At 65.1% G+C, this 21,799-nt stretch carries 19 protein-coding genes; 8 read left to right on the top strand and 11 right to left on the bottom strand.

Translation table 11 applies throughout. The annotated features are described in order from the left end of the window. Positions 1 to 163: 163 nt before the first annotated feature. On the bottom strand, positions 164 to 1,546 hold the full coding sequence (locus EB835_RS12715; protein ID WP_135809841.1) for a glycine--tRNA ligase: 1,383 nt from the start codon (positions 1,544 to 1,546) through the stop codon (positions 164 to 166). Between the two features lie 361 nt (positions 1,547 to 1,907). Here EB835_RS12715 and EB835_RS12710 point away from each other — a divergent pair, with 361 nt between their 5' ends. Beyond that, positions 1,908 to 3,713 carry a DEAD/DEAH box helicase gene (locus tag EB835_RS12710; protein WP_135809840.1) on the top strand — a complete coding sequence of 602 codons (1,806 nt, stop codon included), beginning with the start codon at positions 1,908 to 1,910 and terminating at the stop codon, positions 3,711 to 3,713. Positions 3,714 to 3,986: 273 nt separating this feature from the next. Here the strand turns inward: EB835_RS12710 and EB835_RS12705 are convergent, their stop codons facing one another. The 4 genes from EB835_RS12705 to EB835_RS12690 all read right to left on the bottom strand — a co-directional run bounded on the left by EB835_RS12705 (position 3,987) and on the right by EB835_RS12690 (position 9,091). Then, positions 3,987 to 4,763, bottom strand: coding sequence for an isoprenyl transferase (locus EB835_RS12705; protein WP_135809839.1), 777 nt, complete (start codon positions 4,761 to 4,763; stop codon positions 3,987 to 3,989). Further along, positions 4,760 to 5,488: a DNA repair protein RecO gene (recO, locus tag EB835_RS12700; protein WP_135809838.1), complete on the bottom strand. Its 729-nt coding sequence runs from the start codon at positions 5,486 to 5,488 to the stop codon at positions 4,760 to 4,762. The genes EB835_RS12705 and recO overlap by 4 nt, the downstream gene beginning before the upstream one ends. Positions 5,489 to 5,754: 266 nt before the next feature. After that, on the bottom strand, positions 5,755 to 7,530 hold the full coding sequence (gene leuA / locus EB835_RS12695) for a 2-isopropylmalate synthase (RefSeq protein WP_135809837.1): 1,776 nt from the start codon (positions 7,528 to 7,530) through the stop codon (positions 5,755 to 5,757). A 265-nt stretch (positions 7,531 to 7,795) separates the two neighbouring features. Beyond that, positions 7,796 to 9,091, bottom strand: a complete 1,296-nt coding sequence (locus EB835_RS12690) for a DUF6636 domain-containing protein (RefSeq protein ID WP_135809836.1) — start codon at positions 9,089 to 9,091, stop codon at positions 7,796 to 7,798. A 60-nt stretch (positions 9,092 to 9,151) separates the two neighbouring features. Between EB835_RS12690 and EB835_RS12685 the strand changes: the two genes are divergently transcribed. Then, complete coding sequence (locus EB835_RS12685) at positions 9,152 to 10,009, top strand: L,D-transpeptidase family protein (RefSeq protein ID WP_135809835.1); 858 nt, start codon at positions 9,152 to 9,154, stop codon at positions 10,007 to 10,009. Then, entirely contained in the window at positions 10,006 to 10,671 is a 666-nt protein-coding gene (locus EB835_RS12680) for a hypothetical protein (RefSeq protein ID WP_135809834.1), read from the top strand. Before EB835_RS12685 ends, EB835_RS12680 begins: the two co-directional genes overlap by 4 nt. A 48-nt stretch (positions 10,672 to 10,719) precedes the next feature. Here the strand turns inward: EB835_RS12680 and EB835_RS12675 are convergent, their stop codons facing one another. Next, the gene (locus EB835_RS12675) at positions 10,720 to 11,433 is read right to left on the bottom strand and encodes a Rossmann-fold NAD(P)-binding domain-containing protein (RefSeq protein ID WP_135809833.1); all 714 of its coding nucleotides are present in this window, start codon (positions 11,431 to 11,433) and stop codon (positions 10,720 to 10,722) included. A 166-nt stretch (positions 11,434 to 11,599) separates the two neighbouring features. Between EB835_RS12675 and EB835_RS12670 the strand changes: the two genes are divergently transcribed. Further along, complete coding sequence (locus EB835_RS12670) at positions 11,600 to 12,454, top strand: DUF817 domain-containing protein (RefSeq protein WP_135809832.1); 855 nt, start codon at positions 11,600 to 11,602, stop codon at positions 12,452 to 12,454. 34 nt (positions 12,455 to 12,488) lie between these two features. After that, on the top strand, positions 12,489 to 15,146 hold the full coding sequence (locus EB835_RS12665; RefSeq protein ID WP_135809831.1) for a penicillin acylase family protein: 2,658 nt from the start codon (positions 12,489 to 12,491) through the stop codon (positions 15,144 to 15,146). Positions 15,147 to 15,165: 19 nt separating this feature from the next. Here EB835_RS12665 and EB835_RS12660 read toward each other — a convergent pair whose 3' ends face one another. Beyond that, positions 15,166 to 16,365: an alpha/beta hydrolase family protein gene (locus EB835_RS12660; RefSeq protein WP_135809830.1), complete on the bottom strand. Its 1,200-nt coding sequence runs from the start codon at positions 16,363 to 16,365 to the stop codon at positions 15,166 to 15,168. A gap of 156 nt (positions 16,366 to 16,521) precedes the next feature. On the opposite strand from EB835_RS12660, the gene msrB reads away from it, so the two are divergent. Both msrB and EB835_RS12650 read left to right on the top strand, forming a co-directional pair. Then, a complete protein-coding gene (gene msrB / locus EB835_RS12655) occupies positions 16,522 to 16,992 on the top strand; it encodes a peptide-methionine (R)-S-oxide reductase MsrB (RefSeq protein ID WP_135809829.1) in 471 nt (156 codons plus the stop codon). Further along, positions 16,979 to 17,503 carry a GNAT family N-acetyltransferase gene (locus tag EB835_RS12650; protein WP_135809828.1) on the top strand — a complete coding sequence of 175 codons (525 nt, stop codon included), beginning with the start codon at positions 16,979 to 16,981 and terminating at the stop codon, positions 17,501 to 17,503. The genes msrB and EB835_RS12650 overlap by 14 nt, the downstream gene beginning before the upstream one ends. 6 nt (positions 17,504 to 17,509) lie before the next feature. Here EB835_RS12650 and EB835_RS12645 read toward each other — a convergent pair whose 3' ends face one another. After that, the gene (locus EB835_RS12645; RefSeq protein WP_135809827.1) at positions 17,510 to 17,983 is read right to left on the bottom strand and encodes a MarR family winged helix-turn-helix transcriptional regulator; all 474 of its coding nucleotides are present in this window, start codon (positions 17,981 to 17,983) and stop codon (positions 17,510 to 17,512) included. Positions 17,984 to 18,127: 144 nt separating this feature from the next. Here EB835_RS12645 and EB835_RS12640 point away from each other — a divergent pair, with 144 nt between their 5' ends. Further along, the gene (locus tag EB835_RS12640) at positions 18,128 to 18,415 is read left to right on the top strand and encodes a hypothetical protein (RefSeq protein ID WP_240688725.1); all 288 of its coding nucleotides are present in this window, start codon (positions 18,128 to 18,130) and stop codon (positions 18,413 to 18,415) included. Between the two features lie 99 nt (positions 18,416 to 18,514). Here the strand turns inward: EB835_RS12640 and hemQ are convergent, their stop codons facing one another. Genes hemQ through hemE form a run of 3 tightly spaced genes read right to left on the bottom strand, consistent with a single transcriptional unit; the run spans position 18,515 to position 21,714 of the window. Continuing rightward, entirely contained in the window at positions 18,515 to 19,225 is a 711-nt protein-coding gene (gene hemQ, locus EB835_RS12635) for a hydrogen peroxide-dependent heme synthase (RefSeq protein ID WP_135809826.1), read from the bottom strand. Between the two features lie 28 nt (positions 19,226 to 19,253). Then, entirely contained in the window at positions 19,254 to 20,663 is a 1,410-nt protein-coding gene (hemG, locus tag EB835_RS12630; protein ID WP_135809825.1) for a protoporphyrinogen oxidase, read from the bottom strand. A gap of 4 nt (positions 20,664 to 20,667) precedes the next feature. Continuing rightward, positions 20,668 to 21,714, bottom strand: coding sequence for a uroporphyrinogen decarboxylase (gene hemE, locus EB835_RS12625; RefSeq protein ID WP_135809824.1), 1,047 nt, complete (start codon positions 21,712 to 21,714; stop codon positions 20,668 to 20,670). Positions 21,715 to 21,799: the final 85 nt, after the last annotated feature.

Below are 21,799 nucleotides of genomic sequence, written 5' to 3'. Positions count from 1 at the left end.
GTGATCGAAGAGTTCGACCGCGGCTTGGGCTTGCTCGTCGGTGATCAGACAGTTGTGACGCATGGAGTGGTCCCTTCAAGTTGTCCTGTGTTAATCACAGTCCAACTTTCGGGGACCACTCCAGCGCCAGGTTGCAGAGCCGCCGTCAGGTAGCAAATTGGGATCAGGCTCCGGCGAGGTGGTCGGCCAGGTAGTTCTCCACCTGGTCGATGCTCACACGTTCCTGACTCATGTCGTCGCGCTTGCGGATCGTCACCGCCTGATCATCGAGAGTGTCGAAGTCGACGGTGATGCACAGCGGGGTGCCGATCTCGTCCTGACGACGATAGCGGCGGCCGATTGCCCCGGCATCGTCGAAGTCGATGTTCCAGCGCCGACGCAGACGGGCAGCCAGATCCTTTGCCGCCGGAGTCAGCTTCTCATTGCGGCTCAGCGGCAGCACAGCTGCCTTGACCGGAGCCAGGCGCGGATCGAGCTTAAGCACGACGCGCTTGTCGACACCACCCTTCGTGTTCGGTGCCTCGTCTTCGCTGTAGGCCTCGACGAGGAACGCCATCATCGACCGGGTCAGGCCGAAGGAGGGCTCAACGACATAGGGAGTGTAGCGGTCGCCGCTGGCCTGGTCGAAGTACTGCAGCTTCGCTCCCGAAACCTCGGTGTGGGTGCCGAGATCGTAGTCGGTGCGATTGGCCACACCCATCAGCTCTCCCCATTCTGACCCCTGGAAGCCGAAGCGGTATTCGATGTCGATGGTCCCGGCCGAGTAGTGCGCGCGGTCCTCGGCAGGAACGTCGAAGCGGCGGACGTTGTCCTCGGAGATGCCCAGATCGAGGAACCAGGCCCAGCAGTCTTCGACCCACTGTTTGTAGTAGTCATCGGCTTCATCTGGGTGGACGAAGTACTCGATCTCCATCTGCTCGAACTCACGGGTGCGGAAGATGAAGTTGCCGGGGGTGATCTCGTTGCGGAAGGCCTTGCCGATCTGGCCGATGCCGAACGGCGGCTTCTTCCGGGCCGCGGTGAGCACATTGTTGAAGTTCACGAAGATGCCCTGAGCGGTCTCCGGGCGCAGGTAATGGAGGCCCGATTCGGAGTCGACGGGGCCGAGGAAGGTCTTGACCAGGCCGGAGAACTCCTGCGGCTCCGTCCATTGGCCGCGGGTGCCGCAGTCGGGGCAGACGATATCGGCCATTCCGTTCTCCGGAGCCTTCTTGTTCTTCGTCTCATACGCCTCGATGAGGTGGTCCTCGCGGTGGCGTTTGTGGCAGTTGAGGCACTCGACGAGCGGATCGACGAAGGTCTCGACGTGGCCGGAGGCTTCCCAGACGCGCTTGGGCAGGATGATCGAGGAGTCGAGGCCGACGACATCTTCGCGACCGCGCACGAACTGCTGCCACCACTGGGCCTTGATATTGTCCTTGAGCTCCACGCCCAAAGGCCCGTAGTCCCATGCCGAGCGGGAACCGCCGTAGATCTCTCCGGCTTGAAAGACGAATCCTCTGCGCTTGGCCAGGGCGATGACGGCATCCAACTTGGACTGTGCCACTAGTTCTCTCCTTGATTCGGTTCGCCGACGGCCGGCTGCCGTGGCGCGCAGGTACCAGCCTATCTGGTCGGCGATGCGCATCCTCAACCCCGACCTGCCCTGCCGGAATGAGCGCGGGAGGCGACTGATCTCACATTCGGTTTCCCGGTCCGGGACCGCCTCGGCGAGGGTGCGGCATGTAGACTTGGGGGTACACCCAAACCTTTCTCCGTACCGACGTTTCCACGTCTGTCCAAGCGTGTTCTTGGATCTCTACGGTTTCGGCCCGGATTGCTCACGATGATTGCACAAGCGGCCGCAGGGTAGATCGCCACTACAGTCATCTGCGATCAAGTGTGTGCCGACGTGAGAGAGATCACTCATGACCGATGTGTCCGCAACCGAAGAAACCACTCCGAGATTCTCCGAACTGGGGCTTCACCCGCTCGTACTCAAGGCCGTAGAGGCGCAGGGGTACGAGATCCCCACCCCCATCCAGGCCGAGACGATCCCGACCCTCTTGTCGGGGCGTGACGTCATCGGTCTCGCACAGACCGGAACCGGTAAGACCGCGGCTTTCGCCCTGCCGGCCCTGTCCGATCTCGCCGAGGCGGGGCGCGCCGACGACGGCCCGTTCGCTCTCGTGCTCACCCCCACTCGCGAACTCGCGATCCAGGTCGCCGAGGCGTTCACCTCCTACGCCACCGAGCTGTCCGACTTCTCCGTGCTCCCGATCTACGGCGGTCAGGCCTATGGTCCGCAGCTGGCCGGTCTGCGCCGCGGTGCACAGGTCGTCGTGGGCACCCCGGGCCGTGTCATCGATCACCTCAAAAAGGGTTCGCTCAAACTGGGCAGCCTGCGCCACCTCATCCTCGATGAGGCCGACGAGATGCTCAAGATGGGCTTCGCCGAAGACATCGAAGAGATCTTCAGCCAGGTCGGCGACGAGCGTCAGGTAGCGCTGTTCTCCGCTACCATGCCGACGTCAATCCACCGGATCACCGGCAAGTACCTCAATGATCCGAAGGAAGTCCGGGTCGCCGCGAAGTCGCAGACGGGTGCGAACATCCGCCAGCGCTACTTCATGGTCCAGCACTCGCACAAGCTCGACGCCCTGACCCGCATCCTCGAGGTCGAGGAGTACGAGGGCATCATCATGTTCGTGCGCACGAAGCAGGCCACCGAGGAGCTCGCCGAGAAGCTGAGAGCCCGCGGGTTCAAGACCGCCGCGATCAACGGCGATATCCCGCAGCAGGCTCGTGAGCGCACGATCGACATGCTCCGCGAAGGCAAGATCGACATCCTCGTCGCCACCGATGTGGCCGCCCGCGGACTCGACGTCGAACGCATCACGCTGGTCGTCAACTACGACATCCCGCACGACACCGAATCCTATGTCCACCGCATCGGCCGCACCGGTCGTGCCGGACGCTCCGGCGAGGCGATCCTCTTCGTCACCCCACGTGAGCAGCGCATGCTCGGCTCCATCGAACGTGCCACGAAGCAGAAGGTCGAACCGCTGACCCTGCCCAGCGTCGAAGAGCTGACGAGCACTCGTGTCGAAAAGTTCACGAAGCGCATCGACGATGTGCTCGCTCAGACCGAACTGTCCGAACTCACCGATGTCATCGAGCAGTATTCGCTCTCCCGCGATGTGCCTGCCTCGAACATCGCGGCCGCTCTGGCGTCCCTCGTCCTCGAGTCGAACACCCTCAAGGCCGAACCGATGCCTGAGCCGGCTCGTCGTCAAGGCCGTGACCGAGACCGCGACGCCGGCCGTGACGGCGGTCGTCCGGGCCGCGGAGGACGTGCCCGTGATGAGAACATGGCGACCTACCGTCTGGCGGTGGGACGCAATGAGCGTCTCCAACCGGGTGCCGTCGTCGGCGCGATTGCGAACGAGGGCGGAATCACCTCGAAGCAGATCGGCCATATCGACATCCGTTCGAACCACACGCTGGTCGACCTGCCCAAGGACCTCGATCCCTCGGTGCTGCGCAAGCTCGCCCACACCGAGATCCAGGGTCGCCCCATCGACATCCGTCCGGATTCCGGCCGCCCGGGACGCCCGTTCAAGAAGCGCAATTTCGATAAGCAGCCCGGTGACGGACGCAACTTCCGCAATGATCGCCGAGGCGGTAAGAAGTTCGGCGGCGGACGTGGCGACCGCCCGCGTGACCGCTACTGAGACGAACGTGCTCGCCCGACGTGAGCTCGCACTGAAGTGACAGTTCGGCCCCGCAGCATTGTGCTGCGGGGCCGAACTGTCACGTGGACCGAACTGAATAGCGCAGACACAGCCATAAGGCAGTGAAGCCGACTGTTTTGGTGCCACGATGTCACCGTGCGTAAGAGGACCGTGTTCAAGAGGTCGAAATGGTCACCAGAAACCGCCGACCTCGTGACTATTTCGCCCACCTAGGCGGCCTTCCGCCGCTTAGGCGGACGGCGCGCGCTGGCCTCAGGCGGTCGGTGTGTCGACCGCGCCGCCGAAGCGACGGTCGCGGCGGGCGTACTCTTCGATCGCAGCCCACAGGGTGCGCCGGTCGACGTCGGGCCACAGCACGTCTTGGAAGACCATCTCGGCATAAGCAGCCTGCCAGAGCAGGAAGTTCGAGGTCCGCTGCTCCCCCGATGACCTCATGAACAGGTCGACGTCGGGCACGATGGGCGCGTAGAGGCGGGAGCGGACGGTCTTCTCCGAGACCTTGCCGGGTTTGAGCCTGCCGGCGGCCACCTCGGCGGTGATCTCATTGATCGCATCGACGATCTCGGAGCGTCCGCCGTAGTTGACGCAGAACTGGAGCACGAGTCCGGTGTTGTTCTTCGTCATCTCCGCGGCGGTTTCGAGCTCGTCGATGACCGACCGCCAGAGCCTCCCCCGCCGGCCCGACCAGACGATGCGCACACCGAGGGCGTTGAGCTCGTCGCGCCGGCGTCGGATGACGTCGCGGTTGAAGCCCATGAGGAACCGCACCTCTTCGGGTGAGCGCTTCCAGTTCTCCGTCGAGAACGCATACGCCGACAGGTAATCCACACCGATTTCGATCGCGCCGTGGATGACGTCGAGCAGCGAAGCCTCACCGGCCTTATGCCCTTCCGTGCGCGGCAGCCCCCGCTGGTTCGCCCACCGACCATTGCCGTCCATGACGATCGCGACGTGGCGCGGCACGAACTTCGCATCGATCTGCGGAGGCCGCGCCCCGCTGGGGTGGGTCGGTGGTGCGGGATAGCTCATGTGCTCTCCAGAACTCTCAGTGATCGGATATTGCGCTCGAGATGCCAGGACACCCAGTCCGAGACCAGCTTCGACCCGTCGATCTGATCGTGCAGATCAGCGGCCTCGGCCCGCTCCCAGTCCCCAGACAGGAGCGCGGCCATATGGTCGAGCGCATCGGTGTCGGGCAGTGCCGCACCGGAGGGGCGGCAGTTCGTGCACACGGCTCCGCCCAACGCAGCCGAGAACGCGCGGTGAGGTCCGGGGCTTCCGCACTGGGCACAGTCGAGCAGGCTCGGCGCCCATCCGGCCACGGACATTGCGCGCAGCAGGTACGCATCCAAGGACAGCCTCGGCGGGTGCTCGCGGTTGCACAGCGAGCGGATCGCGGAGACGAGGAGAAGGAAGTGCGTACGGGATTGGGGTTCGGCCTCGGTGATGCTGCGTGCCGTCTCGGCCATCACCGAGGCGGCCGAGTAGACATCGTAGTCCGCGGCGATTCCGCGGGCGAAGGGTTCGATGAGTTCGACCTGGGTGACGATGTCGAGGCTGCGCCCGACATGACACTGGAGGTCGACGAGCATAAAAGGTTCGAGGCGGGAGCCGAACCGCGATTTCGTCCGGCGCACCCCCTTCGCGACGGCACGGATGAGGCCGTGGCTGCGGGTGAGCACGGTGACGATGCGGTCGGCTTCGCCGAGCTTGTGCCCCTGGAGCACGATGCCTTCATCACGATAGTTGTGCACCCGCCCATTATCGCAGAGCGCGGCGGGGAATCATCCCGCCGCGCTGCGTCGCTGCTGTGAGATCGGCTGCGGAGACTCGGGCCGAACGAACATGACGGCGACAGTCACACGCCCTCGGGCCACGCACTTCCGGGCGAAAACTGCCTCAGGTCACGCGAAAGTCGAAAACCACGTCACCGGTGGCGACTTTTTCGACTTTCGCGTGACCCGAGCGCCGGCGAGTCCGAAGCGACGTGCCGGCGGCCCCGGTTCTGGCAGTCCCGTCCTCAGGCCGAACGTTCCCGGTCCCGGTCCCGTGCTGCACGGTTGACGGCCGAGACGACGGCTTTGAGCGAGGCCTTCGTGATGTTCGGGTGCAGTCCGGCGCCCCAGACGACTCGGTCTTCGACGGCGAGTTCGACATAGGCCGCGGCATTGGTGTCGGCGCCGGAGCCGATGGCGTGCTCGGAGTAGTCCTGCAGACGCACGTCGACGTCGAAGTTGTCGATGAGGATCTTCACGAGCGCATCGATCGGTCCGTTGCCGCGGCCCTCGTAGGTGCGTTCCTGTCCGTCGACGATGAGGTCGACCTCGATGCGTTCGGCAGACGATCCGGAAGCGTCGACGGTGCCCGAGTCGGTGCGCAGGCCCACGATCTGGAACCGGCCCCACACCTTCTCGGGGTCGTCGGAGGGCAGGTATTCGTAGTTGAAGATACGGCGGATCTCCTCGGCGTTGACCTCTCCGCCGCCCTCGGTGTGCTGCTGGACGGCACGGGAGAATTCGACCTGCATGCGACGCGGCAGCTCGAGTCCGTGCTCGCTCTTGAGCAGGTAGGTCACACCGCCCTTGCCGGACTGCGAGTTGACGCGGATGATCGCCTCGTAGGAGCGGCCCAAGTCCTTCGGATCCACCGGCAGGTAGGGCATGTCCCATTCCATCAGGTCGACCGGGGTGCCCTGCGCGTTCGCCTTCTGCTCACGATCGGCGAAGGCCTTGTTGATCGCGTCCTGGTGCGAACCCGAGAACGAGGTGAAGACGAGGTCACCACCGTAAGGGTGACGTTCGTGGACACCGATCTGGTTGCATTCGGTGACGGTGTGGATGACCTCGTCGATATCGGAGAAGTCGAGCTCCGGGTCGACGCCCTGCGTGTACAGGTTGAGGGCGACGGTGACGAGGTCGAGGTTTCCGGTGCGCTCACCGTTGCCGAACAGGCAGCCTTCGATGCGGTCGGCTCCGGCCATCATGCCGAGCTCCGCGGCCGCCACGCCGGTGCCCCGGTCGTTGTGAGGGTGCAGGGAGACGGCCACCTCGTCGCGGTAGGGCATATTCCGGCAGAACCATTCGATCTGGTCCGCATAGGTGTTCGGGGTTCCGCGTTCGACCGTGGCAGGCAGGTTGACGACGGTTTCGCGACCGCTGGCGGGCTGCCACATGTCAAGGACGTTGCCGACGATGTCCAGGGCGAACTCGGGTTCGGTGTCGACGAAGATCTCCGGCGAGTACTGGTAGCCGAAGTCCGCGTCGGACAGCAGCGTCTCGGCGTGCTTCATCACTGCCTGGGTGCCCTGCAAGGCGATATCGCGAGTCTGGTCGAAGCCGTCGCCGTCGAAGCCGAAGACGACCTTGCGGAAGACCGGTGCGGTCGCGTTGTAGAGGTGGACGGTGGGCTTCTTCGCGCCGACGAGCGACTCGACGGTGCGTTCGATGAGGTCCTCACGAGCCTGGGTGAGCACGGAGATGCGCACATCGTCGGGGATCGCGTCCTGTTCGATGATCTCGCGGACGAAGTCGAAGTCGACCTGGCTGGCTGCCGGGAATCCGACCTCGATCTCCTTGAAACCGAGCTTGACGAGCAGATCGAACATCTTGCGTTTGCGGTCCGGGGTCATCGGGTCGATGAGGGCCTGGTTGCCGTCGCGCAGGTCGGTGCTCAACCAGCGCGGGGCCTTGCTGATGATCTGGTCCGGCCAGGTGCGGTCGCGCATGTCCAGAGCGATGCGGTCCTGGAACGACTTGTATTTGCCGAACGGCATGGGAGAAGGCTTCTGCAGTTTCATTGTTCCTCTATCTCGGTTTCTCAACGCTTGACCAGCATACGAGGACTCCGCGACGAGCGTGCTGTCCGTTCAGGACTCGTCGCGGCAAGGAAGGAGGAGGAACCTGTGAGCCACGTGATCACCGTAGTCCTCTTCCCTCGTTCCGTCCGAATCCAGTCCACATCCTAAGATCGCCGAGGCGGCTCCGCCCTGGCCGCGTCCCATCGGCTCCGCCCTGGCCGCGTCCAATCAGTCCGGGTCGGCTCGCCTATCTGCTGTGGTCGACCTATTTGAGGAAGTCGACCGAGGCACGCCGGACGTTGAATCCGACTCCGGTGTCATCGGATTTGCAGCTCATGCCCTCTTCGCTGGAGGTGCACGTCATTCCCGCGGCGGAGATCGAATCACCGTAGCCGAGGACACGTGCCGGCCCGTTGCTCTCAGGCGCATCGAGGCAGGAGAATCCTGCGCCTTCCTTATTCGCCACGACGATGGAGCCCCAGTCGTCGAGCTTGCAGTCATCGGGTTTCTCCGGCGGCGAGTACTCGTAGTCTTTGATCACACAGCGAGCACGTTCGTCGTCGATGGTGCAGGCGATATTGCCCGACGGCGAAGTGAAGGTCTCTTCGGCGACGGGAGCCTTCGAACTGCCCGAATCAGACGGCTCCGGGTCATCGGTCTGACCGATCGAGGGCTCATCCGTGGGTCCGACCGTGGTGGTGTCCTCCCCCTGAGCGGAGTCCCAGACGATATAGCCGACGATGCCGAGAGCGAGGACGAGCGCGATGGCTGCGAGCACCCACAGCCACGCAGGTACCTTCTTCGTGTCGGTGCGCCGACCATAGGGGTCGTGCGGTCCGCCGGGGTTCCCGGGGCCGCCGGGGCCTCCCGGTCCACCGGGTCCACCCGGGCCTAGAGGGCCGTTGGGGCCGTAACCGGCGGCGTAGCCGGCAGGTGCGGCGGCATACTGCCCTGCCTGCCCGTAACCGGGTCCACCAGGTTGGCCCGCTCCGGGTTGGCCCGCTCCGGGTTGGCCCGCTCCGGGTTGGCCCGCTCCGGGCTGACCGTAGTCAGGTCCGACCGGCGACTGCACCGGACCGGCCGCCTGCGGCTGCGGGGCCTGACCGGCAGCACCGAATTCTCCTCCCCACTGACCCTGGTGCGGGTGCGGTTCGGGCTGGTGCGAGTGCGGCTGAGCCTCCTGCGCGTCCGCTTCGGCCGGATGCGAAGCGGGCAGCGGGTTCCACTGCTTCGGAGCCGAGGCAGCCTCGGCCGCGGCAATGTCATCGGAGTTCGCTTTGCGCGGCGCGGCCGGCAGCCCACCGGTCTCATATCCTTCAGCGGCGGCGAGTCCGCGCAGCTCTTCGAGGCTGAGCACCTCGGTAGCATCTGTGCCATCGGATTCGACCATCGACCGCAGCCTCTGAAGTTCTGCGGGAGTCAGCGCTTGGGTGGAGCCGTCGGCGGCCGCGGACTCATCCTCGCCGATGAACAACTGGGTTGTGATCGACTCCGGAGACTCCTCGGCCGGCTTCCGACGCCCAGGGCGCGGAGGATGATTCGGCACAGGTGGAATGCTCATGGGGTCATTTTCGCATAGTCGCTACCGGCCAGTTCTCATACCTCGTGAGATGATGACCTCATGTCCAATGGAGTCTGCCGGCGCGCGGGTCTGCCCGCGCTTTTCGCGTGCGCTCTGCTCCTGACCGCCTGCGGAGCCGATGCCGATGACGACAAGAACGATTCCGCGACTGTCGAATCCGCAGGATTCGCCGCTCCTGCTCAGCAGACGAGTTTCGGCGATTTTGCGGCTCCGGCACAGGACTCCCCCACTGGGGACGGCTCCTCGGAATCCGGCGCCGACCAGCCCGACTCCGACCAGTCCGGCACCGAGGCGACCGGCCCGGCTCATCCCGTCCCGGTCCCTGGTCTGACGAAGGAATATACGGACCAGATCCCTGCAGAGACCTCACAGGTCCTCGTCGCCACCTCACCGACAGCCGCCTCGGAGAACTCGACCCTGAGCTTCTTCGAGTTCACGGACGAGAAGTGGAAGAAGCTCAAGACGTTCGACACCCACAACGGTTCCAAGGGGTGGCTGCAGGATCGCCGCGAGGGAGACAAGACCACCCCCATCGGCGTGTTCACACTCAGCGACGCGGGCGGTTTCAAGGCGAACCCGGGCACCGATCTTCCGTACACCCAGGACGATCGCCTGCCCTCCTCGGCGACGGTGGCCTACGGGGCGGACTACGAATCGGTCTTCGACTACATCATCGCCATCGATTACAACCGCAAGCCCGGCACCCCGCCGACGGACAAGACGCGGCCGATGGGATGGGACAAGGGCGGCGGAATCTGGCTGCACCTCGACCACGATTCCGGCACGAACGGCTGCGTCACCCTCGACGAGGCGGACCTCAAATGGATCATGCGCACCATCGACCCCGACGCCCATCCCCGCATCGCCATGGGCCCGGCGACCGAGCTGAAGCAATGACCGAGCCGAAAAGGCAGAACCGCGCCCAACAGGCAGATGAGCAGGAGCCCGCACGCCGTGTCATCATCTCCCTCGTCCAGTCGATCAACGGATCCTTCGCAGAAGACGGCTGGTCGACCGGAGTGTCCACAGACGCTGACTTCCGGCGCTTCCTCGCCCTTCGACGCAGCGCGAATGCAATCATCATCGACCGCCGCACCGCGCTGAATCCGCAGCTGCCCGTCATCAACGCGGCCGGCAAAACGCTCGCGCACACACCGGTATATGTGCTCACCGAGTCCGACCCCGATGCACTGCAGGTCGAACTCGACGCCCGCGGTCTCGACTACCGTGCCAAGATTTTCAGCGCGGACACCATCACCGAGGTGGCCGCCGCACTCCCGACGGCACCATCCCCCGAATCGCGACAGTCCGAGACTGACACAGCGCAGTCGCTCCCGCGGCAGTCGACCGAGGCGGTGCTCCTGTGCGAATCGGGTCCGAATCTCGCGTTCCGGATTCTCGAGCACTGCCCGGGTGCCGAACTGCATCTGAGTGTGAGTCCGCGCTATATCCGCACACCCGGCAGTCATTTCTCCGGACTCGAGGCCAAGATCGATCTGCGCCTCATCGATGTTCACACCGAGGACGGTCAGGTCTTTCTGCGCTACAGGCGCGCCTGACGCAGGCTCAGCGTTCCGAAGTCCCTGCGTCCGCTTGGATCTCCGCGCCTACGCCGAAGCGGTCGGGTGGATCTCCGTGTTCACGTCGAAGCGTTCGGGTGAGTCCAGGATCGCTGTGATTGCTTCGGCGACCTCGGCCAGGGCGACAGTCTCCACTCCCCCGGTCAGGTCGTTGCGATCATCGCCGCCGACGGGGGCCATGATCCGCAGTTCACGGAAGTCCACACTCGACGATTCCGCGGCGGCAACCTCGATGAGCATCTTCTGCGCGGCACCGAAGACGCTGATCGCCCCGGACCCGGCCAATGCCTCGACGCTGGCGACCCCGTTGAGAGCCAGGTGGACGACACGCGAGGGCGCAGCCGCCGAGTGGTCAGTGCCCGGTTGTCCGGGCTCCGAACGACCGGGCTCCGAACGTTCGGCTGCCAGGCGTTCGGAAATATGGCAGGCAGCGAAGTGCCCCCGCAAGTAAGAGTCGTAGTCTTCGTCGAACTTCGCCAGGCCCCTCTCGAGCACCGGTTCATCGACGTACCATCCGCCGACGGCCGCGATGACGGCGTCGACCGAGGGCAGGTTCGCGGCGGCGAGCGCCGTGAGCACCGCCTCGGGTTCGTCCACCCACTCCGGCACAGTCACCGGTGCGTAGGCCGTCTGCGTCTCCGGGCGACGGCGCACGATGCCTGTGACTGTGTGGTGTGAGCTGAGTCGTTGGGCGAGTCCGGTGCCGACGTGGCCTGAGGCGCCGAAGAGGAGAATGTGCATGATGCGAGTCTATGTCCCCTCACGCCAGACAGTCGTCGGCGACGTGAGACTTCGGGTGGGCCCTACGCCCGAGTGCGCAACGCCGGATTCCCATCTCCAGTGAGCCGGCCGAATCCCGCGATACTCTGGCACGGCACGTCTCCCCACTTCCCCGCCGAAGGACCCCATGGCCGATCGCCGTGAACTGACTCGCCTCGAGGCCGTCCTCGACGCCTTCGCCGACAGGCTCCTCCCTCGGGTGCCCGACGGCATCCGGGAGTTCCTCGCCTTCGGAATCAAACAGGCGTGGGCGTGTCTCTTCGGCGCTCTCATGCTCGCTGCGATCATCGCCACCTCGTGGTTCTATCCCGACGATGCGGCGGTGGCCCGCAACGACTTCCTCGTCATCCTCGCCGTGCTCATCCAGATCGGTATGCTCGCGGCCCGCCTCGAGACCGGCCGCGAGGTCATCGTCATCATCGTCTTCCATATCGTCGGCACGGGTATGGAGATCTTCAAGACCGCCGTCGGCTCATGGGACTACGCCCCCGGCGGAGTCCTCCACATCGGTGCCGTACCTCTGTTCACAGGGTTCATGTACGCCGCCGTCGGGTCCTATATCGTCCGCGTGTACCGTCTCTTCGATCTGAGGTTCAGCCATTACCCGCCGAGGTGGCTGACCGTGATCATCGCCGCCGCCATCTACATCAACTTCTTCACTCACCACTTCATCGTCGACGTCCGCCTCCTCCTCGTCGCCGCCACTGTGGTCGTCTTCTTCCGCTGCCGCATGTACTTCAGCGTCCACCGCAGGACTCTGAGAATGCCGGTGCTGCTGGCCTTTGTCCTCGTGGCCTTCTTCATCTGGGTGGCCGAGAACATCGGCACTGCTGCCGGGGTCTGGCTGTATCCGAGCCAGGACGAGGGCTGGCATCTGGTTCCGCTGACGAAGCTCGTGGCGTGGTTCCTGCTCATGATGATCTCCGTCGTCCTCGTGACCATCGTCGACAGACCCAAGCCGCCTGACACCTATACTTACTGAGGACCGAATCATTCAGGACAGCCGAAGGAGACTCATGGCGGCACCCGATGCGCAGGACGAGAAGGAATCGAGCGCATTGCTCAAGGTGCTCCGCCCATCCAGCGGTTCAAACCTCTCGGTCAGTGCCCGTGTACTGCTGCGAGTCGTCGCCGGGGTCCTCGTCCTCGCCCTCATCCTCGCCCTCGTCGGGGTGTTCCTTGTCCGCAGATCCTTCCCCACCACCGATGGTGAGATCTCACTGCCGGGACTCGATGCGCCGGTCACGGTCGACCGTGACGAATCGGGTGTGCCCACCATCGAGGCAGAAACCGCCCACGACCTGTTCCTGGCCCAAGGCTTCGTCCATGCTCAGGACCGATTCTGGGAGATGGATTTCCGCCGTCACGTCACCTCTGGTCGACTCTCCGAACTCTTCGGCAAATCCCAACTCGGCACCGACACTTTCATCCGCACTCTCGGAATGCGCGAGGTCGCCGAACAGGAGGTCAAGAAGCTCGACAAGACGAGCCTGGGCTACTACGAAGCGTACGCAGACGGCGTCAACGCCTATCTCAAGGACAAATCGCCCACAGAGCTCTCCCTCGAATACGCCGTCCTCGGTCTGGAGTCGGGCAGCACCGAGGTCGAGAAGTGGACCCCGGTCGACAGCGTCGCCTGGCTCAAGGCGATGGCCTGGGACCTGCGCTCGAACCTCGAAGACGAGATCGACCGTTCGATCCTGAGCTCGGAGCTGACCGAAGAGCAGATGAGCGACCTCTACCCGGACTATCCGTATGGCACCCGGCCGACGATCCTCGGCGGCAAGGCCGGTCAGAAGGCCCCGAAGGACCGCAGCGGCGACGACGTCGATGACGAGGCGCAGGCAGGAGGCACCGTCACCGGGACGGACTCCTCCGCCGAGGCGACCGCCCCGACCGATGATCTCCTCGACCTGCGGGATACGGTCACATCGCTGCCGCCGATGCTGGGACGAAACAGCGATGACATCGGGTCGAACTCGTGGGTGATCTCCGGGGAGCACACGAACACCGGTCGCCCGCTGCTGTCCAATGACCCGCACCTCGCCCCGGCGATGCCCTCGGTCTGGTACCAGGTGGGCCTGCGATGCAAGAAGGTCACCGACGAGTGCCCCTTCGACGTCACCGGGTTCTCCTTCTCCGGTCTGCCGGGCGTCGTCATCGGCCACAACCAATCGATCGCCTGGGGGCTGACGAACCTCGGCGCCGATGTCACCGACCTCGTAGTGGAGAAGATCCGCCACGGGAAGGTCATCCACGACGACGGAGACGAACCTCTGCAGGTGCGCAAGGAGACGATCGAGGTCGCAGGCGAGGACCCGCGCGAGATCACTGTCCGCTCCACCCGCAACGGCCCCCTGGTGTCGAAGCTCGACGGCACCTATCGCAAGGTGCTTGATTCGACGATCGGGGCGGATTCGGCGGACCCGAAATCGGGACCGGCCGATGAGCACTATGGTCTCGCCCTCGATTGGACGGCTCTGCGTCCGGGCACGACCGCCTCGGCGGTGTTCGCCATCAACAAGGCCACGAACTGGCAGGAGTTCCGTCATGCGGCCTCCCTGTTCGATGTGCCTTCGCAGAACCTCGTCTACGCCGACGTCGCCGGCAATATCGGCTATCAGGCGCCGGGGATGATCCCCCGCCGCGGCAAGGCCGACGGCACAGTGCCACGCCGCGGCTGGAAGTCCGAGGAGGACTGGCAGGGCTGGGTCGACTTCGAGGATCTCCCACACCTGTACAATCCCGAGCGCGGATGGATCGTCACCGCGAACAACCCTGCCGCCGCCCCCGGTGAGTCCGTGCAGCTGGGTGAGGACTTCAACTATGGAGATCGTGCCCGACGCATCACCAAACGCATCAAGGATGCCGTGGATGAGGGGCGGGAGCTGCGGCCGGCGGACATGTCGGAGATCCAGAACGACGACCTCAATCCATTTGCCGCGAAGCTCGTGCCCGAAGCCGTCAAGATCCACTCCCACGGTGATGAGGACATCCTCGAAGCGAAGAAGCTGCTCAAGCAGTGGAACGGCCGTGATGCCGCCAGCAGCGCAGGGGCCGCCTATTTCAATGTGCTCTCAAAGACCCTGCTCGAACAGACGATCAGCTCGAAGCTGCCCGAGGGAGTCTCGCCCGGCGGCGGCTCCCGCTGGTACCTCGTGCTCTCCGAGCTCCTCGATGACCCGAATTCGCAGTGGTGGTCAGGGGAAGGCGTCGAAGGCCGGGATGAGGCTCTGCGCAAAGCGATGAAGTCGGCTTGGGCGGAGACGGAGGACCTGCTGGGACCGGAGCCTGTGACCTGGCGCTGGGGAATCCTGCACCGGCTGACGATCCGCAACGCCAGCCTCGGCGAATCCGGGATCACACCGGTGGAGAAGCTCTTCAACCGCGGACCCTATGAGGTCTCCGGCGGTTCAGGCGTCGTCCACGCCACCGGATGGGATGCCTCGGTCGGCTATGAGACGAATTGGGTGCCGTCGATGCGGCAGACGGTCGATCTGTCGAACTTCGACGCCTCGAATTGGATCAACCTCACGGGTGCCTCGGGGCATGCCTTCCACCCGCACTACGACGATCAGACGAATGATTGGGCGGCCAATGTCAATCGCCCCTGGCCGTATTCGAAGCGGGCCGTGGCCGCGGCAGCAGAGGACACGCTCACGCTCGAGCCTTAAGGGGCAGGTCGCCGCGAGGTCAGCCCTTGGGCAGGATCTTGGCTTCGAGGAAGTTCGCGACATCGTCTTCCCAGCGCACCGGGTCGATGTTCCATTCCTTCGTGTGGTGGGCCTTGCTGTACGACGGCATCGTCACGAGGTCCCGCCTGACCCCGGCCAGCGCGTGTGAGGGACCGGAGGGGACGAATTCGTCGTCATCGGAGTGGATGAGCAGCACGGGCACATCGAGTTCTGCCGCACGCGTCACCCAGTCCATGCGGTCGAGGTCGAGCGGGGTCTCCAGACCGGTGATCGGTCGTGCCCACGGCTGCGTGATCATCTCGAGCGTGAGCTTGGCAATCGGCGTCGGCAGCAGGTTCTTCTTCGCCTGCCCGTCGAGCACGTTCACCCAGTCGACGACGGGTCCGTCGAGGACCAGCGAGCTCACGAACCTGCGGTTGCGGCCGCGAGAGGCGGCCTGCAGGGCGATGGCCCCACCCATCGACCAGCCGAAGAGGACGACGTTCTTCGCCCCGTGCGAGACGGCGAAGTCGATGGCGGCGTCGACGTCGATCCATTCGGTGTCGCCGAGTCCGTAGCGGGATGTGGTCTCCACCCGCACCTCGGCGTCGTTGCGATAGGACATGGCGATCGAGGGCACACCGAGCGTGTTGAGCACTCCGGCGGCGCGCAGACCTTCAGCCCGGGTGCTGGCGCGACCGTGGATGAGGATCGCCCAGGTGTCCTGGGGCTCCGGGTGGTCGGTGGGCAGCAGCCATGCGGGCAGGTTCCCGGCATCGGAGCGGATCTCGATGTCGTCGAAGTTCACGCCGGCCGCGATCGGGTCGGGGTAGACGATTCCGGTCCAGCGGCCCTGCCAGGCCCGGCGGATATCACCGCGGGTGACGGAGAGGATCTCTCGGGAGACGGTGCGTGAGCGCGGATCGTATTCGACGATGTCGCCGATCACCGCATGTCCGGATCCCTGATTGAAGTAGAGACCATAGGTGCCGGGCACCGTGGTCTCCTCATCTGCGGGCAGATGGATGCGCATATTCGGCGGGAACCCGTCGATGTGCAGGATGTCGAGTTCTTCCGGCGCGTTCTCCGGGACCACAATCCTGCGGGCGAAGTAGGCGGCCAGTCCCGACGATGCCACAGAGATCAGGGCACCGAGCCCGGCGCCGACGCCGATTCCGGCGGCCAGCAGGCGGGCGGGGAATTTCGTGTCGCGGACCATGAAAACCTCCTGTGTTCATTGTTGCCTACGGAATGATCAGGAACCAAACGCTGTTGTCCGGAATGAGCGTGTGCCGATCGCTGTTGTGCTCGGCAGAGGCGGAGTCCATCTCCGACTCACCGCAATCACCGCCATCGACGAACACCGGAGGTCAGGATGACTCAGTCATCAGAGGTCAACACTGGAGCTGCGACGAACGAGGAGGCCGCGGCCGAGGAGATCCGCTGGCAGGACGTGCTCACGCCCGAAGAGTTCGCAGTTCTGCGGCAGGGTGGGACCGAACGCCCCTTCACGGGTGAGTACAACGAAGAGACGGCCATGGGGATGTACCAGTGTCGGGCCTGCGGCGCCGACCTGTTCCCTTCGGATACGAAGTTCGCCTCACACTGCGGATGGCCGTCGTTCTACGCGCCTCTCGCCGAAGACCGGGTCCGCTACATCCGCGACAGCTCGCTGGGAATGGAGCGCGTCGAGGTCCGCTGCGCGAACTGTGATTCCCATATGGGCCACGTCTTCGCAGGCGAGGGCTATGACACTCCCACCGATCAGCGCTACTGCATCAACTCGATCTCCCTGAAGCTCAACCCCGCCGCTGCTCAGGGCGGACCGGTCGATGCTGAGGACTGAAGCACCTGCCGAACCGGTCGTGCGGACCTTCGCCGAGCTTCGGCCTGAAGAGCTCTACGGAATTCTGCAGCTGCGCTCCCGTGTCTTCGTCGTCGAACAGGAGTGCGTGTTCCTCGACCCGGACGGGGTGGATTCGCTGCCGCAGACCCTGCACTTCTTCTACCCCCGGCCGGCCACGCCGATGACAGACACCCACGGCGCCGAGCACGGACGCGACCTCGCACCGTGGGCCTACGCCCGTCTGCTGCCAGTCGACGCCCCTGACGGACCGGCGGCCAGGGAAGGTGCGCGCAGCATCAGTCGCGTCGCCACCCATCCCGATGCCCGCGGACAGGGGTGGGGCCGCCGACTGCTCAGAGACATCGTCTCCGCCTGGTCGACCACACCGCTGACGCTCAATGCGCAGTCCCACCTCGAGGGCCTGTACGCGTCCTTCGGCTTCGCGCCGAATGGTCCGCGCTTCGATGAGGATGGGATCGAACACACGCCGATGGAGCGCCCGGCCGACTGAATCGCATCAGCCCTCGGCCTCGGCGGCGTCCACAGAGGCGATGATCTTCTGCATCATGGAATGCAGCTCACGCACTCCGGCGACGTCGATGCCGAGCTTGGCCATCATCGTCCCGGGGATCGCCTCGGCGGTCTTGCGCAGTTCACGACCGCTGTCGGTGAGCGTGACCTCGACGATCCGCTCATCGCTGTCATTGCGGGTCTTCGTCACATAGTCCAGCGCTTCGAGACGTTTGACCAGAGGCGACACCGTGGCGGGCTCGAGTCGCAGCAGCCGAGCGATCTCGCGCATGGGCAGCTTGTCGTGCTGCCATAAGGCGAGCATGACCAGATACTGCGGATGGGTCAGACTGATCGGTTCGAGCACGGACCGGTAGGCGCCGATCACTCCGCGAGAGGCCACAGCCAGGGCAAAGCAGATCTGGCTCTCGAGCGCCAGCGGATTGTCCAACTGCTCTGTCGAACGTTCGGATTCCAGCATCGTGTTTCGTCGATCCTCCGCGTCGGAAATCAGGGCGTGCAATCATACCGAAAAACAATTCGTGCACTAATGATTAGTGTACACTGTTGGTGAAACCTGCCTCGCCTCCCGCCTATGCGGCGCCTCGTCGATTGGATTCCCTCTATGTCGTCCTCCTCGCAGCCTCCCGCCGATGGTGCGGACCGGAAGCAGGACCGGAAGCAGAAGAATCCGGTGCGGAAGAAGAATCAGCAGCCGCAGTCCCAGCGCGGCGTCGGGTGGCTGAACAACTTCTTCCGCAAGATCATCGGACCCGCGCAGGTCGACAACACTCGTCCGGGCGGATACTACGAGGATGAGACCCTGCGACACCAACAGCTCGATGCCATGGGACTGGAGATGCGCACCGATGCCAACGGCCACTCCTATGTGGTGAAGAAGGGCAGCAAGTAGCCGCGGGCCGCTCCTCGTTCCTCAGCAGACGGCAAGGGCCGCCGCACCTGTCCGGTGCGGCGGCCCTTCTCCTGACGTTCTCACGCCCAGGCGGACGAGTCAGCGCCAGTCGGAGATGATGTCGACGAGTTCGCGGCGCGGTCCGGTGTAGAACGGAACCTCTTCGCGCACGTGCAGGCGTGCCTCAGTGTTGCGCAGGTCGCGCATCAGGTCGACGATGCGGTGCAGTTCGGCGGCTTCGAACGCCAGCAGCCATTCGTAATCGCCGAGGGCGAACGAAGAGATCGTGTTCGCCTTGATGTCCTTGTAGGCGGCGGCGGCCATACCGTGGTCGCGCAGCATCTTCGCCCGTTCGGCGGGCTCGAGAAGGTACCAGTCGTAGGACCTCACGAATGGGTAGACGCAGATGTAGTCGCCGGGTTCCGGGTCGGTCAGGAGAGCGGGCAGGTGTGCCTTGTTGAACTCGGCCGGGCGGTGGATTCCGACAACGGACCAGATGGGTTCGAGCACTCCGCCGATGAGGCTGCGGCGGATCGCCGAGTACGCGGCCTGGACGACCTCGACCTCGGGGGCGTGGTACCAGAACATGACATCGGCGTCGGCGCGGAGGGCCGAGACGTCGTAGATTCCGCGCACGACGAGACCGCGTTCCGTCAAGGGCTCCAGAGCTGCATGCAGCTCATCGGCGAGTTCCCTGCGGTCGGCATCGCCGAGCTCTCCCGCAGAGGCGAAGACGGAATAGGCGATATACCGCGTCTGCTCGTTCGCTTCCTCGATCTGGGCGTCGGTGGGCTGATTGTATTCGCTCATCACTGCTCCTTCTGTCATCTCTTGGTTCTCAGTGGTCACGGTCGTTTTGGGCGGGTCGGTTCAGTCTCTGCGCCACGGCATCAGCGCGGGCGATGCAGGCGGGAATGCCGACGCCCTCGAAAGCGGATCCGGCGAGTTCGAGGCCGGGCAGGTCCGCGATCTGGGCGTCGATGTCGGCGATGCGTGCGGCGTGGCCGGGCAGGTACTGCGGCAGTGCGCAGTTCCACCGTTGGACCTCGGCGGTGACCATCCGTGCGTTCGGGCGGGAGGTGATCTGCTGCCAGTCGGCGAAGGCGCGTTCGATGATCTCCTCATCCGGCAGGCTGCTCCACACCTCGGGCCCGTCGCCGAAGCGTCCGATGCTCATCCGCACCAGCGCCGTCCCCGTGGGGATGTGCACACCCGTCCACGGCCATTTGTTCGACACGAACGTGGAGGCCTTGATGAACGTGTCCTCCGTCGCGGGGACGAGGAATCCCGACCCCGGCAGATCGGTTCCGTCGAGATCGACGAGGGCGGCGACCAAAGCGGTGGAGGCGTAGGGAATGGACTCGAGTGCCGCAGATGCGGTGGGGGCCGCCTCGGCGAGGAGACCCGCGCTCACATGGGCGGGAGTCGCCAGGACGAGACCGTCGGTCTCGAGATCGATCCCGTCCCCGGTGACCTGCCACGTCCCGTCGCGTCGGTGGATCCCGGTGACACCGGCACCGAGGCGCACCTCCCCTCCGCGGGCTTCGATCGCCTCGCGCAGGGCCGGGATGATCCGGTTGATTCCGCCTTCGAAACTCATGAACACCGGGGCCGCGGGAGTCTCGGACGCCGTTTTGGCCTCGCGTGCGGCGAGGAGCTCGGCCACGAGGTCGAGCACCGAGGAGCCTTCGACCGCGGCAGGCAGCAGTGCGGGCACCGTTTCGGCCAGGGACAGATCCCGGCACCGTCCGGCGTACACCCCGCCGAGCAGCGGATCGACCAGCGAGTCGACGATGGCATCGCCGAGGCGGGCGGACAGGAACCCTCCGAGTGAGACATCGTCGGTCTCGATCGGGTCTGTGAGTTCTTCGGCCGCCAGGCGCCTGGCCGCCTCGGTGCCGATGAGGGATTCGACTTCGGCCGCCTCGGCGGGCACACCCATGATCGTGCGTTTGGGGATCGCGTGCAGCTGGCCCCGGCTCAGCACGTGGGAACTGTGCTGGGTCGAGGGGAACACTGCGTCGAGGCCGAGTTCGGCGGCCAGGCCTCTGGTTTCGGGCCGCCGGTTGAGGCTCGCTTCGGCGCCGGTGTCGATGCCGACGGGCAGGGCACCTCCGAGGGCGGTCGGTTTCAGGCAGCCGCCGAGGCGATCGCCTGCCTCCAGCACGGTGACACGGTGGTCGGCGGAGAGGCGGTAGGCGGCGACGAGACCGGAGACCCCTCCCCCGACGATGGTGATCTGTCTCATCCGATCAACCGCGGCTGCCGAGGATCTCCGCTGAGACGCGGTGCACGAGGTCGACGACGCGACCGGGCACCTCGGGGGCGGTGTCGGGAAGGACACCGTGGCCCAGGTTGAAGACGAATCCGCGGTCGAGGTCGAGTCCCTTGGCCACGATGGCCTCGACGCGTGCGGACAGTGCCTCCCACGGAGCGAAGAGCAGCGCCGGGTCCAGATTGCCCTGGAGCGCCTGACCGGGGTTGACGCGGGTGGAGGCGTCGGCGAGATCGACGCGGAAGTCGACGCCGACGGCGGTGGAGCCGGCCTGTGCCATGGAGCCGAGCAGCTCCCCGGTCTGCACACCGAAGTGGATGCTGGGCACCTCATGGCCGGCCAGAGCGTCGAAGACGGAGGTGGAGTGTTCGAGGACGTGGTTCTCGTAGTCCTCCCGGGAGAGGTAGCCGGCCCAGGAGTCGAAGAGCTGGAAGGCCTGGGCGCCGGCGCTCAGCTGGACGTCGATGAAGGTCGCCGACATGCGAGCGAGCTTGCTCAGCAGGGTCGAGAACGCGTCGGGGTCGGAGGCCATGAGTGACTTCGTCTTCTCGTGGTTCTTGCTCGGTCCGCCTTCGATGAGGTAGCTGGCCAGTGTGAACGGCGCGCCGGCGAATCCGATGAGCGGGGTGGCCGCGCCGAGTTCGGCGGTCACCCGTTGGATCGATTCGGTGATATCGGGGATATCGGCGGCCTCGAGCCCGGGCAGTGCGTCGATGTCGGCACGTGAGCGCACCGGTGAGGCGATGACCGGCCCGACGCCGGGAACGATCTCCACGTCGACGCCGGCAGCCTGGAGCGGGACGACGATATCGGAGAAGAAGATGGCTGCGTCGACGCCGTGGCGGCGGACAGGCTGCAGGGTGATTTCGGAGACCATCTCCGGGTCACGGCACGCATCGAGCATCTGAGTGCCTTCGCGCAGCTTGCGGTACTCGGGCAGGGAGCGGCCGGCCTGCCGCATGAACCAGACGGGAGTGTGCGAAACCGGCTCCGAACGCAGGGCAGCCAACAGGGGTGATGTCATGGGGCCATCTTCCCATTCTTCGCTCACTCATGCCCACTCGGCGTCGGTTTCAAGACGGGTCGTCTTGCCGTCTCAGCATGCGGCG

Source organism: Brevibacterium sp. S22 (assembly GCF_004745485.1).
In the GTDB taxonomy this organism is placed as follows: Bacteria; Actinomycetota; Actinomycetes; order Actinomycetales; family Brevibacteriaceae; genus Brevibacterium.
This window is presented reverse-complemented; position numbering and strand designations above follow the sequence as displayed.

Excerpts from the sequence above, each read along its gene's own strand:
- EB835_RS12680 (WP_135809834.1), top strand. The coding sequence starts at position 10,006 with ATGACCGAGCCGAAAAGGCAGAACCGCGCCCAACAGGCAGATGAGCAG.
- EB835_RS12675 (WP_135809833.1), bottom strand. The coding sequence starts at position 11,433 with ATGCACATTCTCCTCTTCGGCGCCTCAGGCCACGTCGGCACCGGACTC.
- EB835_RS12650 (WP_135809828.1), top strand. The coding sequence starts at position 16,979 with ATGCTGAGGACTGAAGCACCTGCCGAACCGGTCGTGCGGACCTTCGCC.
- EB835_RS12690 (WP_135809836.1), bottom strand. The coding sequence starts at position 9,091 with ATGAGCATTCCACCTGTGCCGAATCATCCTCCGCGCCCTGGGCGTCGG.
- EB835_RS12660 (WP_135809830.1), bottom strand. The coding sequence starts at position 16,365 with ATGGTCCGCGACACGAAATTCCCCGCCCGCCTGCTGGCCGCCGGAATC.
- EB835_RS12665 (WP_135809831.1), top strand. The coding sequence starts at position 12,489 with ATGGCGGCACCCGATGCGCAGGACGAGAAGGAATCGAGCGCATTGCTC.
- msrB (WP_135809829.1), top strand. The coding sequence starts at position 16,522 with ATGACTCAGTCATCAGAGGTCAACACTGGAGCTGCGACGAACGAGGAG.
- EB835_RS12640 (WP_240688725.1), top strand. The coding sequence starts at position 18,128 with ATGTCGTCCTCCTCGCAGCCTCCCGCCGATGGTGCGGACCGGAAGCAG.
- EB835_RS12685 (WP_135809835.1), top strand. The coding sequence starts at position 9,152 with ATGTCCAATGGAGTCTGCCGGCGCGCGGGTCTGCCCGCGCTTTTCGCG.
- leuA (WP_135809837.1), bottom strand. The coding sequence starts at position 7,530 with ATGAAACTGCAGAAGCCTTCTCCCATGCCGTTCGGCAAATACAAGTCG.
- hemQ (WP_135809826.1), bottom strand. The coding sequence starts at position 19,225 with ATGAGCGAATACAATCAGCCCACCGACGCCCAGATCGAGGAAGCGAAC.
- EB835_RS12710 (WP_135809840.1), top strand. The coding sequence starts at position 1,908 with ATGACCGATGTGTCCGCAACCGAAGAAACCACTCCGAGATTCTCCGAA.
- hemE (WP_135809824.1), bottom strand. The coding sequence starts at position 21,714 with ATGACATCACCCCTGTTGGCTGCCCTGCGTTCGGAGCCGGTTTCGCAC.
- EB835_RS12670 (WP_135809832.1), top strand. The coding sequence starts at position 11,600 with ATGGCCGATCGCCGTGAACTGACTCGCCTCGAGGCCGTCCTCGACGCC.
- EB835_RS12645 (WP_135809827.1), bottom strand. The coding sequence starts at position 17,983 with ATGCTGGAATCCGAACGTTCGACAGAGCAGTTGGACAATCCGCTGGCG.
- EB835_RS12705 (WP_135809839.1), bottom strand. The coding sequence starts at position 4,763 with ATGAGCTATCCCGCACCACCGACCCACCCCAGCGGGGCGCGGCCTCCG.
- hemG (WP_135809825.1), bottom strand. The coding sequence starts at position 20,663 with ATGAGACAGATCACCATCGTCGGGGGAGGGGTCTCCGGTCTCGTCGCC.